Raw genomic sequence first — 17062 nt, 5'->3', positions numbered from 1 at the left:
AAAAATCAGCGACATGTACAACTTTTTACTCATATTTATCAACTTAAATTAATTCCGCCAACGGGTTTACTAATGACAAAAAAGAAATTGCCCGTTCGTTTTACGGGTCAGCACTTTACTATTGATAAAGTGCTAATAAAAGATGCAATAAGACAAGCAAATATAAGTAATCAGGATACGGTTTTAGATATTGGGGCAGGCAAGGGGTTTCTTACTGTTCATTTATTAAAAATCGCCAACAATGTTGTTGCTATTGAAAACGACACAGCTTTGGTTGAACATTTACGAAAATTATTTTCTGATGCCCGAAATGTTCAAGTTGTCGGTTGTGATTTTAGGAATTTTGCAGTTCCGAAATTTCCTTTCAAAGTGGTGTCAAATATTCCTTATGGCATTACTTCCGATATTTTCAAAATCCTGATGTTTGAGAGTCTTGGAAATTTTCTGGGAGGTTCCATTGTCCTTCAGTTAGAACCTACACAAAAGTTATTTTCGAGGAAGCTTTACAATCCATATACCGTTTTCTATCATACTTTTTTTGATTTGAAACTTGTCTATGAGGTAGGTCCTGAAAGTTTCTTTCCACCGCCAACTGTCAAATCAGCCCTGTTAAACATTAAAAGAAAACAGTTATTTTTTGATTTTAAGTTTAAAGCCAAATACTTAGCATTTATTTCCTGTCTGTTAGAGAAACCTGATTTATCTGTAAAAACAGCTTTAAAGTCGATTTTCAGGAAAAGTCAGGTCAGGTCAATTTCGGAAAAATTCGGTTTAAACCTTAATGCTCAAATTGTTTGTTTGTCTCCAAGTCAATGGGTAAACTGTTTTTTGGAAATGCTGGAAGTTGTCCCTGAAAAATTTCATCCTTCGTAGTTCAAAGTCGGGTGGTTGTCAAGATGATTTTTCTGGTTTGGTGTCGTCTTTTAAGCTGCCGCATAACAAATTAATAATACCAAATAAAAATACGTATAGATTAAAAAAAGTTCTTTGTGCTTTTGTCAGGGAACTTTTTTTTCGTAAATTTGCGTTCAATTATGCGGCAGTAATAATATACATATTAATACGAGTTAAGAATCCTGTAGTTTTCCACATGCTACGAGGAGGTATTAAAAGGTGCGTTTCGGCAATGCATCTATTGTAGTATATTATTGCTTAATCAAATGAACATTATAAATTTAGGAATTCTTGCTCACATTGATGCAGGAAAAACTTCCGTAACCGAAAATCTGCTATTTGCCTGCGGAGCAACGGAAAAGCGCGGCAGTGTTGATAAAGGTGACACCATAACAGACTCTATGGATATAGAAAAACGTAGAGGAATTACTATTCGGGCTTCTACGACATCTATTGTTTGGAATGGTGTGAAATGCAATATCATTGACACTCCGGGACACATGGATTTTATTGCAGAGGTGGAGCGGACATTCAAAATGCTTGATGGAGCAGTCCTCATATTATCGGCAAAGGAAGGCATACAAGCACAAACAAAGTTGCTGTTCAAGACTTTGCAAAAACTGCAAATCCCGACAATTATATTTATCAATAAGATTGATCGTGCCGGCGTAAATCTTGAGCGTTTATATCTGGACATAAAAACAAATCTGTCGCAAGACGTCTTGTTTATGCAAACGGTTGTCGATGGAGTAGTTTACCCGATTTGCACCTCAACAGATATAAGGGCAGAACACAAAGAATTTGTATGCAACCATGACGACGATATATTAGAACTATATTTGGCGGATAAAGAAATCTTACCGGCAGATTATTGGAATGCGATAATCGCTCTTGTGGCAAAAGCCAAAGCCTATCCGGTCTTGCATGGATCAGCAATGTGCAATATTGGCATCAATGAGTTGTTAGACGCCATCATTTCTTTTATATTTCCTCCGGCATCAGTCCCAAATAGACTTTCAGCTTATCTTTATAAAATAGAACATGCCCCCAAAGGGCATAAAAGAAGTTTTCTAAAAATTATTGACGGAAGTCTGAGACTTCGAACCGTTATAAAAGTCAATGATTCGGAAAAATTCATCAAGATTAAAAATCTAAAAACCATTTATCAGGGCAAAGAGATAAATGTTGATGAAGTGGTTGCTAATGATATCGCAATTATAGAAGATATAGAAGAATTAAGAATCGGAGATTATTTAGGTGTTAAACCTTGTCTGATTCAAGGATTATCTCATCAGCATCCCGCCCTCAAATCTTCTGTCCGACCAGACAAGCCCGAAGAGAGAAGCAAGTTGATATCCGCTCTAAATGTATTGTTTATTGAAGACCCGTCTCTGTCCTTTTCCATAAATTCATATAGTGATGAATTGGAAATCTCGTTATATGGTTTAACCCAAAAAGAAATCATACAAACATTGCTGGAAGAACGATTCTCCGTAAAGACCCATTTTGATGAAATCAAGACTATCTACAAAGAACGACCTAAAAAGAAGGTGAATAAGATTATCCATATCGAAGTCCCTCCCAACCCTTACTGGGCCTCAATAGGACTGACTCTGGAACCTTTACCGATAGGGTCAGGGGTGCAAATCGAAAGTGAAATCTCCTTTGGTTATCTGAACCATTCTTTTCAAAATGCCGTTTTTGAAGGAATCCGTATGTCTTGCCAATCGGGATTGCATGGATGGGAAGTGACGGATTTGAAAGTAACCTTTACTTATGCCCTTTATTATAGTCCGATAAGTACCCCTGCCGATTTTAGACAATTGTCTCCTTATGTCTTCAGGTTGGCTTTGCAACAATCAGGAGTGGATATTCTCGAACCGATGCTCTATTTTGAGTTACAGATACCACAAGTAGCAAGTTCCAAAGCTATTACAGATCTGCAAAAAATGATGTCTGAGATTAAAGGTATCAGTTGTAATAAAGAGTGGTGTCTTATTGAAGGGAAAGTTCCATTAAATACAAGTAAAGACTATGCTTCAGAAGTAAGTTCATACACTAAAGGCTTAGGCACTTTTATGGTTAAGCCGTGTGGGTATCAAATAACAAAAGGCGGTTATTCTGATAATACCCGTATGGAAGAAAAGGATAAACTTTTATTCATGTTTGAAAAATCAGTATCATCAAAATAATGGAACGATCCAGGAATTTCTATAAGACAATACGGTTGGGGTATATACTTATCTCCGTTCTTATCGGATGTATAGCATATAATAGCTTCTATGAATGGCAGGAGATAGAAGCATTAGAACTTGACAATAAAAAAATAGACGAGTTCCGAAAAGAGATAAACAATATCAATATTCAAATGATAAAATTTTCTCTATTTGGTGAAACAATACTGGAATGGAACGATAAAGATATCGAACATTACCATGCACAGCGTATGGCAATGGATAGTATGCTCTGCCGTTTCAAAGCTACCTATCCGGCAGAGCGTATAGACAGCGTACGCCATCTTCTCGAAGATAAGGAACGGCAGATGTGCCAAATCGTTCAAATACTTGAACAACAACAAGCCATCAACGATAAGATAACCAGTCAAGTACCTGTAATCGTGCAGAAGAGTGTACAGGAACAGCCCAAGAAGTCCAAGCGCAAAGGTTTCTTGGGCATCTTCGGCAAAAAGGAAGAAGCGAAACCAACTGTGACTACCACGATGCACCGTTCCTTTAACCGGAATATGAGAACCGAACAACAGGCACAAAGCCGCCGCTTATCGGTTCATGCCGATAGCCTTGCCGCACGAAATGCGGAACTTAACAGGCAACTGCAAGGACTGGTTGTTCAAATAGACGGGAAAGTACAAACTGACCTACAAAAGCGGGAAGCCGAGATAACAGCCATGCGGGAACGGTCGTTCATTCAGATTGGGGGCTTGACAGGGTTCGTTATACTGCTACTGGTCATATCATATATCATCATACACCGAAATGCCAACCGCATCAAGCGATATAAACAGGAAACCGCAGATTTAATCGAGCGACTGCAACAAATGGCAAAGCGAAACGAGGCACTGATAACCTCCCGCAAGAAAGCCGTACATACCATTACCCATGAATTACGCACACCGCTGACTGCAATAACGGGCTATGCCGGACTGATACAAAAAAACTTCAATGCGGATAAAACCGGGATGTATATCCGAAATATTCAGCAATCCTCCGACCGTATGCGTGAAATGCTTAATACTCTTCTGAGTTTCTTCCGGCTGGACGACGGCAAGGAACAGCCTAATTTCTCCACGTGTAGGATTTCATCAATAGCGCATACGCTCGAATCAGAGTTTATGCCAATTGCCATAAACAAGGGACTTGCTCTTACTGTGACGAATCACACGGATGCTGTTGTACTGACCGATAAGGAACGCATTCTACAAATTGGAAATAACCTGCTGTCAAACGCCATCAAGTTCACTGAGAACGGTGCCGTTTCTCTGACAATGGGGTATGATAACGGTATGCTGAAACTTATCGTCAAAGATACGGGTTCGGGTATGACCGAAGAGGAACAGCAACGTGTGTTCGGTGCGTTTGAACGTTTGTCAAACGCTGCCGCAAAGGACGGCTTCGGATTAGGTCTTTCCATTGTTCAGCGCATTGTGACAATGCTCGGCGGCACAATCCAGCTGAAGAGCGAGAAAGGCAAGGGCAGCCGTTTCACGGTGGAGATACCCATGCAGTCAGCCGAGGAATTGCCGGAACGGATAAATAAAACACAGATTCATCATAACCGAACACTCCATGATATTGTTGCCATCGACAATGACAAGGTACTTCTCCTAATGCTGAAAGAAATGTATGCACAAGAAGGGATACATTGCGACACTTGCACCGATGTTGCGGAACTGATGGAAATGATACGCCGGAAAGAATACAGTCTGCTTCTGACCGATTTGAATATGCCGGATATAAACGGCTTCGAGCTGTTGGAACTGCTACGCACCTCCAATGTGGGCAATTCAAGGATCATTCCGATTATTGTAACAACCGCTTCGGGCAGTTGCAACAGAGAGGAACTTTTAGAACGTGGATTTTCCGATTGCCTTCTCAAGCCGTTTTCCATATCGGAGCTGATGGAAGTTTCCGACAAGTGCGCCATGAAAGGTAAACAAAATGAAAAGCCTGATTTCTCCTCCCTACTGTCTTACGGCAATGAATCCGTCATGTTGGATAAACTGATAGCGGAAACCGAAAAGGAAATGCAGTCGGTCAGGGATGCGGAACAACGGAAAGACTTTCAAGAACTGGACGCCCTGACACACCACCTACATAGTTCGTGGGAGATACTGCGTGCCGACCAACCATTAAGGGAACTTTATAAACAGCTTCATGGGAGTGCCGTTCCCGATTATGAAGCATTGAACAACGCCGTGACTGCCGTATTGGATAAGGGTTCGGAGATAATCCGGCTGGCAAAAGAAGAAAGGAGAAAATACGAAAATGGATAAAACAAAAATCATCGTGGTGGAGGACAACATCGTATATTGCGAGTTTGTCTGCAACCTGCTGGCACGGGAGAAATTCCGTACCGTGCAGGCTTTCCACCTCTCGACAGCGAAGAAACTTCTGCAACAAGCCACTGACAATGATATAGTAGTTTCTGATTTGCGTTTGCCTGACGGTGACGGCATCGACCTATTGCGCTGGATGCGCAAAGAAGGCATGACGCAGCCGTTCATCATCATGACCGACTATGCCGAAGTACATACGGCGGTTGAAAGCATGAAACTCGGTTCGCTGGACTACATACCCAAGCAACTCGTGGAGGACAAACTCGTGCCTTTGCTCCGCACCATACTGAAAGAGCGGAATATCGGGCGAAGCCGCATGCCCGTATTTGCCCGTGACGGTTCAGCCTTTCAGAAAATCATGCACCGGATAAGGCTGGTAGCTCCTACCGACATGAGCGTACTGATATTCGGGGAGAACGGTACTGGCAAAGAGCATATTGCCCATCTACTGCACGATAAAAGCAAGCGTTCAGGCAAGCCTTTCGTGGCGGTGGACTGCGGCTCACTCACCAAAGAGCTTGCACCATCGGCGTTCTTCGGACACGTCAAAGGAGCGTTCACTGGTGCTGAAAACACAAAGAAAGGCTATTTCCACGAGGCGGAAGGCGGCACATTGTTTTTAGACGAAGTGGGTAATCTCGCACCAGAAACTCAACAGATGTTACTCCGTGCCATACAGGAACGGCGGTTCCGTCCCGTTGGCGACAAGTCCGACCGCAGTTTCAACGTCCGCATCATCGCCGCCACCAACGAGAATCTGGAAAAGGCGGTCAATGAAAAGCGTTTCCGGCAGGATTTGTTATACCGCCTACATGACTTTGAAATAACCGTTCTGCCCTTACGTGACTGTCAGGAGGACATCATGCCGCTGGCGGAGTTCTTCCGTGAGATTGCCAATAAGGAATTGGAGTGCAAGGTTAGCGGTTTCAGTTCCGAAGCACGGAAAGCGTTGCTGACCCATTCATGGCCGGGCAACGTGCGCGAACTTCGACAGAAAATCATGGGTGCGGTGTTGCAGGCTCAGACGGGACTTGTCACAAAAGAGCATCTGGAACTTGGGATAACCGAAACAACCTCTGTTACCGGCTTCTCCCTACGCAACGACGAGGAAGATAAAGAGCGGATTCTGCGTGCTTTGAAGCAGGCTGACGGGAACCGGAAGGTCGCTGCCGAATTGCTTGGAATAGGCAGGACAACACTCTATAATAAACTGGAAGAATATGGATTGAAGTATAAATTTGAGCAACCATAGCCCGCAATTCGCTGAAAATGGCTATCTTTGCATGACATATCAGAAGGTAACGGCGATTGGCAGAGCCTTTTGCCGCCTATATATAACATAAGACCGCAAGGCGTCCTAATGGGAATCTGGAAAATTAACATTAACAGGAACTATTGCGTGATTGCTTATGCTATGCCTACGCATAGCGTGCATTCACCTATTCCTGTTAAGGGCATTCCAGAGCCTCCATTAGTGATAGCGTGGATTGCACGCTACTTTTTTGCCCTTGCCCAACGAAAGGAAACGCTAATGGGTAAAGTACAGATTCTTGCCGTCCTCACGATGGACGGTTGTCAAAGCTCCGAGTTATATTGCAAAGCGTATAAGGAACTGCGCCTTGAAGATTGCGGTATCAACGAGATAAGGGAAAACGCCCTTTATCATATCACACCCGACTATTCCATCTCTATGCTCGACGAATGGCGGAAATCCGCAACAGACATCTGCTATCTGGCGGAAGTCACTCCTGAAAAGGCGGACTACATCAATGGGCTGTTACGTATGCGTGTGGTGGATGAAATCATACTTTATACGCTTCCTTTCATTGCCGGAACGGGAAAGCGTTTCTTCCAGTCCGCCTTGCCACAGGAACAATGGACGCTGACCTCGCAGAAGGTGTACCGCAACGGAGTGGTCCGCCATATCTATAAAGCGTGCGTTTGATGTCCGGAAAATGGACGAATGTTCAGGAAATGAACACTTTAAGTCGAAAATAATTCCTGACAGACAAATAAATTGCAAAATTATCACACTGAAATCCAGCACCTTGCAGAGAGTGTGCCGGATTTTTTATTTTATGAACACGCTTTTTGCCAATCATATTCATGTGCGCATACCGAAAAACAGAGTGTAAAATTTCAAAATTGACAGGATATGAATTATTTCTTATTGGCGGAAACCGAGTTCTTCCGCCGTATAAACGAAGCCGGGGACTGCAATATGGAAACGGCATATACGGCTTTCGCCACGCAAGTAATCGAGCTATGCAGCGGCAATGTGGACACCAACCGCACCATCATCGCACTGGCTTACATCGAAATCGAGTTGCAGCACCATCCCATGCGCAATCTTCCCGAAGAAAAGAGGGAGGTTGCAGCCTATATCAGCAAGGCACTCTCTTTAGTGAGGAAGATGCAGAAGTTCCTTGCCGCTCCCCAAGTGCCACCACTAATCCCCATCCGTACATCCTCCGACAACACAACCGAAAATCCCGCCTCACCCCTGCAATGGACGGGCAACGCCATCGACCTCGTGGAACTTATCTACGGCATCAACGAGATGGGCTGCATCAACAACGGCAACATGCCGCTCAAACAGCTCGCCCCGCTCCTCTACAAGATTTTCGGTATCGAATCAAAGGACTGCTACCGTTTCTATATCGACATCAAACGCCGGAAAAACGAAAGCCGCACTTACTTCCTTGACAGGATGCAGGAGAAACTGAACGAGAGGATGCTCCGCGACGAGGAAATGGAACGTTTGAGAAAATAATCCTGTACCAATGATGAATCAGGGGGTGACGTTATGTCATTCTCTGATTTTTTGTAGGTTTTGTCCTGCTGTGTAGATACATTTCGTTATCTATTCGCCCGAAAACCAGCGAAAAGCACTATCTTTGTACCCACGTTACAGAATTGTATATGAGCATAGACAACCTCGACATAATAAAACGGTTGATAGCCGAAAAAGAATGCGGACGGGTGGAGTTCAAGGAAACCACCGGACAGTTGGAGCGCGGCATGGAAACGCTTTGCGCCTTCCTTAACGGCGAAGGCGGCACGGTATTGTTCGGTGTCACCGACAAGGGAAAAATCATCGGACAAGACGTGAGCGACAAAACCAAGCGGGATATAGCGGACGCGATCCGGCGTATCGAGCCGTTTGCCACAGTTGAAGTTTCTTATACTGAAATACCAGACACTGGCAAAAGTGTCATCGCACTGTCTGCGGAAGAACAAAGATATATGCGTCCGTTCTCTTACAAAGGACGGGCTTACCTGCGGGTGGAAAGCGCGACATCCATCATGCCGCAGGAGATATATAACCAATATCTGATACAGCGGGGCGGGAAATACGCTTGGGAGGCAATAGCAAATCCTGACCTTAAAATATCCGACCTTGACGAACATGCCGTCATTAGTGCTGTTCGCGGGGGAATCAGAAGCGGTCGTTTACCTGAAGCAACCATAAGGGAAGACTTGCCGACCATTCTCGAAAAATTCAGTCTGTTGCATGACGGGAAACTTAACAATGCTTCAGCAGTGCTGTTCGGTCATGATTTTTATTATTATCCCCAATGCCTGCTCCGTCTGGCGCGTTTCAAAGGCACGACGAAAGACGAGTTTATAGACAATCAACGTGTCACTGGGAATATCTACGCGCTGCTGGATGCTGCAATGGCGTTCTTTTTCAAACATCTGTCACTTTCCGGTAAGATAGAAGGGCTGTACCGTGAGGAAGAACTGGAAATCCCGTACAAGGCATTGAGAGAGTGCTGCACAAATGCGTTGTGCCACCGCCTGTACCACCGTCCCGGCAGTTCGGTGGGAATCGCCATCTATGACGACCGTGTGGAAATAGAGAACAGCGGGACATTTCCGCCGGATATAACAATGGAAAAACTGTTAAGCGGGCATAATTCAGAACCGCAAAATCTAATCATAGCAAACGTGCTGTATAAAAGCGAGGTCTTGGAAAGTTGGGGACGGGGCATCGGGCTTATGATAAGCGAGTGCCGGCGTGTCGGCATTCCGGACCCCGAATTTCACACGGACGGAAACAGCGTATGGGTCGTTTTCCGCTATACCCGGAAAGCAGTCGGGTCATACCCGACAGTCACCCCACAGTCGCCCGATAGTTACCCGACAGTTACCCCGCAAGTGGGAAAAGTTCTGTCTGCAATCGGGAATCAGACACTATCGACAAAAGATGTTATGGAAATGATAGGATTGAAGGACAAAAGCAATTTTCTGGAGCTTTATCTGTATCCTGCAATAAGGTTGGATTTAGTAGAACCGATTTATCCGGAAAAGCCGAAACACCCGCGACAGAAATACCGTCTTACGGAGAAAGGTCTGGATTTAATTAAAAATAAATAGTCATGAACTCGCAAACTGTAGAAATAACATCTGCTGGCATTAGGAAAATATTGAATAAATATACTCCAGAGCGAGCTATTGCCGAATATGTATGGAATGGATTTGATGCAAAAGCAACCGTTGTAAATATTGATTTTGAAATTGACAATGCAGAATTGGACACAATCAAAAATATTAGAATAACAGACAATGGTACAGGCATCTGCTATGAAGAATTACCTATAAAATTCAAAAAATTCTATGAGTCTCAAAAGAGAATAGCCAACGAGAATAATACTGAATTTACAAGAGGAAAAAACGGTTATGGTCGTTTTACTTTCTATAAATTTGCGAGATTTGCTAATTGGGAAACACGCTATAGTAAAGATGCACAAATAATGTCTTATGACATTAGAATTGATAGCGATACTTTAAAAGACTACACTACAACAGAGCCACTTGTATCTGATGACACAACAACAGGTACTTGTGTCGTTTTTAATGAGATTTCTTCTGATATTTCCAGTTTGTTTATAACGAAGACTCTTATCCCTTATCTAAAGGCTGAATTTGCGTGGTTTTTAGAATTGAAATCCGAATATCAAATATACATCAATGGGCAAGAATTAGATTATTCTTCTATAATAGCAGAACAAGAATCAATATCACCGATATTATCACATAACCAGAAAAATAACATCAACTTTCAATGCAAGTATATCCGATGGAATGTAAAGATGAATGATGAATATTCTCGATTTTACTTCTTGAATAATGACTTGGAGTTAAAATTTACCAAAACGACATTATTAAATAAAAAAGGAGATAATTTTTGGCATTCTGTAATTGTGATTGATGATTTCTTCAATGAAATCAATTGTGATAACGAATTAGACGATAATGCTATTCAACCTAAATTGTTTGATAATTCTGCTGATAGAAAATTATTTAAGGAACTAATTACGCAACTCAATGAGTTTCTCAAAAAGAAAAGACGCCCATTCCTAAAGGAGCAAGCAGAAGTTATGGTAACCAAATATAAGAATGAAGATGTTTTCCCTAAATTTGGTACTGAAGATTGGGATATAGTGCGTAGAGAAGGTTTGGAAAACTTCGTAAAGGAACTATACGAAGTAGAACCTGCTGTTTTCATGAAGTTGAACAAAGAACAAAAAAGAGTTTTCTTAGAACTTCTAAATTTGGTGATGGATAGCGGTGAGCGCGATAGTCTGTTTAAGATTTTAGATGCAGTTGTTGAATTAGACTCGAACGATAGGAAAGAATTTGCAAAAATATTAGAAATAACGAGGTTAAAACAAGTCGTTTCCACGATTAAGCTTATTTCAGACAGATTGCTGACACTGGAGAATCTAAAAAAGATTGTTTTTAATCATACTTTACAAGCCAATGAAGTTCGTGATTTGCAGTCGTTCATAGAAAAACACTATTGGATTTTTGGCGAAGAATATAGAATGGTATGTGCGGAAGAGGTCAAATTTGAAGAGGCTTTAAGAAAATACATTTATATTCTGCGTGGAGTTAGCGAGAAAAAATATATTGCTCACCCTAATAAATACAAAGAAATGGATTTATTTCTTACTGGTACTGATTTTAGGGATGGGAGACCTCATAATATAGTTGTGGAAATCAAAAATCCGACAACTATAAAACAATTAAAATCAGAACAGTTAAATCAATTAGAACAATATATGGATGTTATTCTAAAACAAGATTGTTTTAATGATGCTAATGAGTTCTGGACTTTCATTTTGATAGGACAAGACTATGATGATATTGTAGGTCGAAGGGTCATAAATAAGCTTACTGGTTTAGTCCAAAATGACAGTAATTATAGCCTCTATGTAAAAAAATGGAGTGAAATAACAAATGAGGTGGAACGTAGGCTGAAATATTTGCTTGATAAGCTCAAAATAGAAAGAGCCACTTTATCTAAATCCCAATCATTAAATGAGGTAATGAATGAAGTTTCAAATAACACGGCCGCAATGGTTAGTTGAACTTAATATAGTCATAATGCTCAATATAAAGAATTACAAATTACTCCTGTCACAGATAGCTGTAGCAGGAGTAATTCTCAAAACGGGAGTCTGATACATCTTGTTGTTATATATTATTTCTGTTGCAACAGATGTTTCAGATTCTCGTCACCAGCGATGCGCTCCAACTCGTCGGCGACAATCTGTTTCACCTCCTCCTTGATGCGCCTGTAATTCGCCTTCACCATTTCCTTCATGCAGTCGTTGCCGTTCGCGTCCGCGAAGTCGGTAATGACGGGTATCGGCTTGTAGGCTTTCTCCTCGCGCTTCATTTTCTCGGCATCCACGACAATCTCACAGTGGAAAATCTTCTGCTTGATACGCTCGTTGAAGTTGTCGGACACCGAACCGACGAACATCCCCTGCGTCAAGCCGGAAATTTTGCTCGGCGGGATAAGCGCGTCCATCTGCGTGTTGATGGAGGTGGAAACATCCTGCCGGTTGATGGAGATGGACTGCCGCTTTTGAAGCACCTTTCCGAACCGCTCCGAGAGCGTCTTGGCTGTTTCGCCCACCACCTGCCCGGAGAAGATATTGCCGACCGTGTTCATCACCACTTTCGCCTCGCGGTCCCCATAGTCACGCACCAACTGGCTGAAATCCTGAAAACCCAGACACACGGCAACCTTGTTGCTTCGCGCGGTGGCGATAAGGTTGTCCAGCCCCTTGAAGTATATCGTCGGCAGCTCGTCTATGATGACCGACGACTTCAGCATCCCTTTCTTGTTGATAAGTTTAACGATACGGGAATTATACAGACCGAGAGCCGCCCCGTATATGTTCTGTCGGTCGGGATTGTTGCCCACGCAGAGAATTTTCGGTTCTTCGGGATTGTTGATGTCCAGCGTGAACTCGCTGTCCGACATTACCCAATAGAGCTGCGGGGAAATCATGCGTGACAGCGGAATTTTCGCCGAAGCAATCTGCCCCATTAACTGCTCCGCAGCCCCTCCGAGCCACGCGTCCATGAATGGCGAGAGATAGTTCTCCAGTTCGGGATAAGAGGTCAGAATCGGGAAAATATCCTCGTAACGGCGGTTCAGGAACTCGATGGCATGGGGGAACGTGCAATACTTGCCGTTCTGAAAAATTTTAAGATACCAGATGATAGCCGCGAAAAGGATGATGGGCGATTCCACAAAGAAGTCGCCCTGCTTCTGCACCCAACTCTTGTTTAAATTGAGCATGATGGTGTACGCGCTCTCGTAAGCGTCCGTAATGTCCTCCATGAAATCTGGGTGAATGGGATTGCAACGGTGGCTGCGTCGCGGGTCGTCGAAGTTTATCACGTAGAACTTCGGCTTCACCTTGTATCCCTCCGGGTGGTTGAGCAGATGATTATAGGCTATCGTGGACAAGTCACTGAATTTGAAATCATAGACATACATCGAGAAGCCCTTCTCAATCTGCTGCTTGATGAAACTGTTTACCACCGCGTATGACTTTCCGCTGCCCGGCGTACCCAGCACGATGGAGGCGCGGAATGGGTTCACCACGTTGATCCAGCCGTTGTTCCAACGTTTCCTATAATAAAAGCGGGTGGGCAGATTGACCGAATACTCGCTTTCGATGAGCCGTGTTTCCTGCATGAAGCTCTCGTTCTCGTTGTTGAACACGTCATCCATAAGGTTGTGTTTCAACAGGCGGCTCATCCACAGACCGCCCATCAGCAGGCAGACATAGCCCGTGCCTACGGTCAGCGCGTAAAGTCCCGTCACCGCTTCAACCGGCAGCGGCAATGCCAGTATCCACCAGTTGAGGAAGAACAACACGAACCCTGCGGCAAGTGCCGTCCAGATCCTTCCCCAAGTGATTTTCTCTCCCTTGACGCCCTTCGTCCCCAGACAGGACAGGGCAAGCAGGAGGACGGCGAACAGTTTCGTGTAGAGGATGGAATGGAACAGCCCCGCCGTGCGGTTGAAGTTCATCAGGATTCTGTCCACTACGCCGATGTCCACGCCCCAGAGCCGTATGGCTTCATAGCAGAACCAGTACACGTTCATGACCACTAAAATAATACTCACGGCACGCAGAAAATCCATGATTTTCGCCAATGCCCTCAAATCGTCTTCTTGTTGTGACATAGATTGAAAAATTTTGATGTTGATACTTACGGTTACATTCCCAAGCCCTTGCGCCTCTTCTTTTTCCTCTTGCGCTGCATCGCCCGGATAAAGGCTTCCTCCTCGGCATCCACAGCCGGACCTTCGGGAGTGAGCAGACCGACACCGCCCGCCGTGTTCTCGTGGTCGGATGCGGTCTGTCCGCGCATATCCTCTTCTGTTTCCACCGGAACGGACAGCGGAATCGGCGGCTGTCCGGCATAAGGCAGCGTAAAGTGTTCCTGCAAGGCGTTGGCGGAAAGTTCCTTGCCCATGCGCGAGCCGTTCAGCACGCAGCCCGTTCGGTGGTCTATGAACGTGGCTCCGTAGATGCGCCCTTCCTCCGTGTAGCGCAGTACGGTGTCGATGCCCTTTTCCTTGAGCCGCGAAACGAACTTCTCCTTGTCATACGTGCCTTCAAGCACGGAAAGCACGGTGCGTTTCGTCATGTCGGCGAGTTTCCGGTCCTTAATCTCCTGTTTGGAACGGGCAAACTTCTTCTGCACGGCTTCATAGCCTGCGGACTTCCCGAAAAGCGAGGACTTGAACGGGTTGCCAGTCTTGTTCCCGGCATCATCGGTGACGGAATAGACCAGCCCGTGATACTCACGCCCGCGCACGTTTCCCCGCGCTTCCTCCACCGTCATATTATATAAGGATAGGAGGGCGCGATATTCGCCCATCGTCCGGAAACGGTACTGTCCACTCAGAGCCTTGACGGTATTTCCGACCTGCCTCTTCACGTCGCCCGCCGAAGCGTCCACCTTGCGCAGCGGATTTTCCAGCCGTAGGTTCTTACGCTCCGCCGGGTGCAGCCCGTACTTCCGTTCCAGTTCCCTGCGGATGCGGTCGCTGCGGCGGAAGAGGAAATCCTGATTGAGCCGCCTGCCTTTCTCGTCCACATTGATTGTCACGATGTGCAGGTGGTGACGGTCTATGTCCTCGTGCTTGACAACAAGGTACGGCTGGTTCCCGTAGCCGAGTTTCTCCAGATACTCGCGTGCGATGTCCTGCAATTCCGTATCTGTCAGCACGTCGTCGGGATGCGGGTTGAGCGAGATATGGAGTACCGGTTTCTCCACCCTCGTATGCTCCGGCATACAGGCGAGAAAACCTTCCATCGCCTTGCGTATGTCCACCGTCCCCGTGCCGTCATTGTAGATGCGGTTGGTGGTGAGCAGCCGCCCTTTCGCCCCGTTGATCTTTTCCCCGTTGTAGGCAAGCGCGCCGTACAACGACTTTCCTACACTGATTTTTGCGACCATTTCGCCTCCATTTCCCTTGAAAGTTCCACAATCTGACGGCTCAGTTTCACGAGTTCGACGGTCTGTTGCTCCAGCTTGTAGAGCAACGCCATCGCCTTTTTCTCGGAAAAATGCAGCCTGAGTTCCTTCACGACTTGGTTGTAGTTCGTGCCTACCGCGCGGAACTGCGCATGGAAATCGGACAGTCTGGTGTAGTAATCCACCAGCGTCCTGTCCACTTTCAGCACCCTGAACGGTTGCCCGAAGAAGTGCGCCTTGATGAAAACCGACTTGGCGTAAACGCCCGACTTCTCGAACATGGCGAGGAAACGGTTGTGTTCCTCCTCGTTGAAACGGACGGTGTAACGGAACACCGCCGGGTCAAGTTTGGGATTTCTCCCGGTCTTGTTTCTTTTCTCTTTCATATAAACTTTGGATTTAGCGGATGGACGGCATAAGCCGCCGCTTCTTGGCACAGACACCGCAGGTTTGAAAGGCTTCCCGACTTCGGAGAGGAAGCCCGCCCCCTGCAAGGGCAAGTGCTTTTCGTGGCTGCTCAAAACGTTTTGAGCGGCTGAAAAGACATCTTGCTATGTTCAGGTGAACATAAAAATCCGTCGGGGACGGATTGGGGGAATGCCTTTCAAACTCCGGGCTGCGCCACCTGCGGCGAACCCTGCCGTTCGGGTGCAAAGTTACGCCCTTAAAGCGGTATCGGACAGGGGCTTGACCCGGACAATCAGTGCCAACCGACGCAACGTGCTGCCACTTGCCGGAGAAGTAATACAAGTTCCAAAATATCCTTGTTTATTTGCAGCGTGATTCGGATGTGGGACTGAAAATACACTCCTTCCGCCGGATGTTCGGACACCAATCCGGGCATCAATCCAAACGGTTGAAAACAGGTGTATGTATTCAGACAGTTTTCCAAGCACACGTCCATGCGGACGGATAAAAGCATGGGCGGTTGGACAAACCGATGATTACCCATAGGCACAGCCGGATTAAGGAGTGAATAAATAAATGAATGGGAGCGCGTGCGTACGTACTAATGGCAATACGCTACCGCCACCGGACAGATGTATAACCAAATAAATTATCAAACAAATGAAAGAAGCAACTTATGTGGCAATCTCCACGCAGAAAGGTGGAGCGGGTAAGACAACCCTGACGGTGCTTGTAGCAAGCTACCTGCACTATGTGAAAGGCTACAACGTAGCCGTGGTGGACTGCGATTTTCCACAGTACAGTATCCATGACATGCGCAAGCGCGACATGAAAGCTGTCATGGAGGACGGGCATTACAAGGTGATGGCGTATGAGCAGCTCAAACGGCTGAAGAAGAACCCGTACACCATCAGATGCAGCCGTGCGGAAGATGCGGTAAAGACTGCCGAAAATCTGGTGGCAGCGCAGCCCGACCTTGATTTCGTGTTCTTCGACTTGCCGGGAACCATCAACAATGCCGATGTGGTGCAGACCATTTCCAAAATGGACTACATCTTCACGCCCATCATCGCCGACCGTGTGGTGATGGAGAGTTCCATTAAGTTCGCCACCGTTATCAACGAACAGATGATAAGCACGGGCAAGTCCGGTATCAAAGGGATTTACCTCGTGTGTAACATGGTGGACGGGCGCGAAAAGACGGAACTTTACAAAGCATACGACAAGGTCTGTGCCGAGTTCGCCCTGTCCATTCTGGAAACACATCTGCCGGACAGCAAGCGTTTCCGCAAGGAGACGGCGGCAGAACGCAAGGCAGTATTCCGCTCCACGGCGTTTCCGGCGGACAAAATACTGGTACGCGGCAGCAACCTCGACAAACTCGTC

General features: G+C 45.5%; 13 protein-coding genes. 9 read left to right on the top strand and 4 right to left on the bottom strand.

Annotated elements, in window-relative coordinates:
• Positions 1-72: 72 nt before the first annotated feature.
• The 8 genes from erm(F) (at position 73) to JZY04_RS20215 (ending at position 11844) form a co-directional block, all read left to right on the top strand.
• On the top strand, positions 73-873 hold the full coding sequence (erm(F), locus tag JZY04_RS20250) for a 23S rRNA (adenine(2058)-N(6))-methyltransferase Erm(F) (protein WP_004295323.1): 801 nt from the start codon (positions 73-75) through the stop codon (positions 871-873).
• A 287-nt stretch (positions 874-1160) separates the two neighbouring features.
• A complete protein-coding gene (tet, locus tag JZY04_RS20245) occupies positions 1161-3086 on the top strand; it encodes a tetracycline resistance ribosomal protection protein (protein WP_008645586.1) in 1926 nt (641 codons plus the stop codon).
• On the top strand, positions 3086-5404 hold the full coding sequence (locus JZY04_RS20240) for an ATP-binding protein (protein ID WP_008645587.1): 2319 nt from the start codon (positions 3086-3088) through the stop codon (positions 5402-5404). The genes tet and JZY04_RS20240 overlap by 1 nt, the downstream gene beginning before the upstream one ends.
• Positions 5397-6719 (top strand): sigma-54 dependent transcriptional regulator, encoded by a 1323-nt coding sequence (locus JZY04_RS20235; protein WP_008645588.1) that lies wholly within the window; start codon positions 5397-5399, stop codon positions 6717-6719. The genes JZY04_RS20240 and JZY04_RS20235 overlap by 8 nt, the downstream gene beginning before the upstream one ends.
• A 279-nt stretch (positions 6720-6998) precedes the next feature.
• Complete coding sequence (locus tag JZY04_RS20230) at positions 6999-7412, top strand: dihydrofolate reductase family protein (RefSeq protein ID WP_008655868.1); 414 nt, start codon at positions 6999-7001, stop codon at positions 7410-7412.
• 210 nt (positions 7413-7622) lie between these two features.
• Positions 7623-8240 carry an RteC domain-containing protein gene (locus JZY04_RS20225; RefSeq protein WP_008645591.1) on the top strand — a complete coding sequence of 206 codons (618 nt, stop codon included), beginning with the start codon at positions 7623-7625 and terminating at the stop codon, positions 8238-8240.
• A gap of 149 nt (positions 8241-8389) precedes the next feature.
• Positions 8390-9847 carry an ATP-binding protein gene (locus tag JZY04_RS20220; protein ID WP_008645592.1) on the top strand — a complete coding sequence of 486 codons (1458 nt, stop codon included), beginning with the start codon at positions 8390-8392 and terminating at the stop codon, positions 9845-9847.
• 2 nt (positions 9848-9849) lie between these two features.
• Complete coding sequence (locus tag JZY04_RS20215) at positions 9850-11844, top strand: ATP-binding protein (protein ID WP_008645594.1); 1995 nt, start codon at positions 9850-9852, stop codon at positions 11842-11844.
• 113 nt (positions 11845-11957) lie between these two features.
• Here the strand turns inward: JZY04_RS20215 and mobC are convergent, their stop codons facing one another.
• From mobC to JZY04_RS21575, 4 genes are all read right to left on the bottom strand, one after another.
• Entirely contained in the window at positions 11958-13967 is a 2010-nt protein-coding gene (mobC, locus tag JZY04_RS20210; protein WP_008645597.1) for a conjugal transfer protein MobC, read from the bottom strand.
• A gap of 32 nt (positions 13968-13999) precedes the next feature.
• A complete protein-coding gene (gene mobB, locus JZY04_RS20205) occupies positions 14000-15250 on the bottom strand; it encodes a conjugal transfer protein MobB (RefSeq protein WP_008645598.1) in 1251 nt (416 codons plus the stop codon).
• Positions 15229-15654: a conjugal transfer protein MobA gene (mobA, locus tag JZY04_RS20200; RefSeq protein ID WP_005944180.1), complete on the bottom strand. Its 426-nt coding sequence runs from the start codon at positions 15652-15654 to the stop codon at positions 15229-15231. Before mobA ends, mobB begins: the two co-directional genes overlap by 22 nt.
• A 270-nt stretch (positions 15655-15924) precedes the next feature.
• Positions 15925-16104, bottom strand: coding sequence for a hypothetical protein (locus JZY04_RS21575; protein ID WP_080728637.1), 180 nt, complete (start codon positions 16102-16104; stop codon positions 15925-15927).
• 232 nt (positions 16105-16336) lie between these two features.
• On the opposite strand from JZY04_RS21575, the gene JZY04_RS20190 reads away from it, so the two are divergent.
• The coding region (locus tag JZY04_RS20190; RefSeq protein WP_220577450.1) for a ParA family protein at positions 16337-17062 on the top strand (726 nt) is incomplete at its 3' end.

Source organism: Bacteroides sp. 11BF, assembly GCF_019633765.1.
Taxonomy (GTDB): Bacteria; Bacteroidota; Bacteroidia; order Bacteroidales; family Bacteroidaceae; genus Bacteroides; species Bacteroides hominis.
The sequence above is the reverse complement of the archived record's forward strand: the minus strand, read 5'-3'. Positions and strand labels throughout refer to the sequence as shown.

What these genes read in the sequence shown, in the direction of transcription:
- tet (WP_008645586.1), top strand. Translation starts at nt 1,161, where the DNA reads ATGAACATTATAAATTTAGGAATTCTTGCTCACATTGATGCAGGAAAA.
- JZY04_RS20240 (WP_008645587.1), top strand. Translation starts at nt 3,086, where the DNA reads ATGGAACGATCCAGGAATTTCTATAAGACAATACGGTTGGGGTATATA.
- JZY04_RS20235 (WP_008645588.1), top strand. Translation starts at nt 5,397, where the DNA reads ATGGATAAAACAAAAATCATCGTGGTGGAGGACAACATCGTATATTGC.
- JZY04_RS20230 (WP_008655868.1), top strand. Translation starts at nt 6,999, where the DNA reads ATGGGTAAAGTACAGATTCTTGCCGTCCTCACGATGGACGGTTGTCAA.
- JZY04_RS20225 (WP_008645591.1), top strand. Translation starts at nt 7,623, where the DNA reads ATGAATTATTTCTTATTGGCGGAAACCGAGTTCTTCCGCCGTATAAAC.
- JZY04_RS20220 (WP_008645592.1), top strand. Translation starts at nt 8,390, where the DNA reads ATGAGCATAGACAACCTCGACATAATAAAACGGTTGATAGCCGAAAAA.
- JZY04_RS20215 (WP_008645594.1), top strand. Translation starts at nt 9,850, where the DNA reads ATGAACTCGCAAACTGTAGAAATAACATCTGCTGGCATTAGGAAAATA.
- mobC (WP_008645597.1), bottom strand. Translation starts at nt 13,967, where the DNA reads ATGTCACAACAAGAAGACGATTTGAGGGCATTGGCGAAAATCATGGAT.
- mobB (WP_008645598.1), bottom strand. Translation starts at nt 15,250, where the DNA reads ATGGTCGCAAAAATCAGTGTAGGAAAGTCGTTGTACGGCGCGCTTGCC.
- mobA (WP_005944180.1), bottom strand. Translation starts at nt 15,654, where the DNA reads ATGAAAGAGAAAAGAAACAAGACCGGGAGAAATCCCAAACTTGACCCG.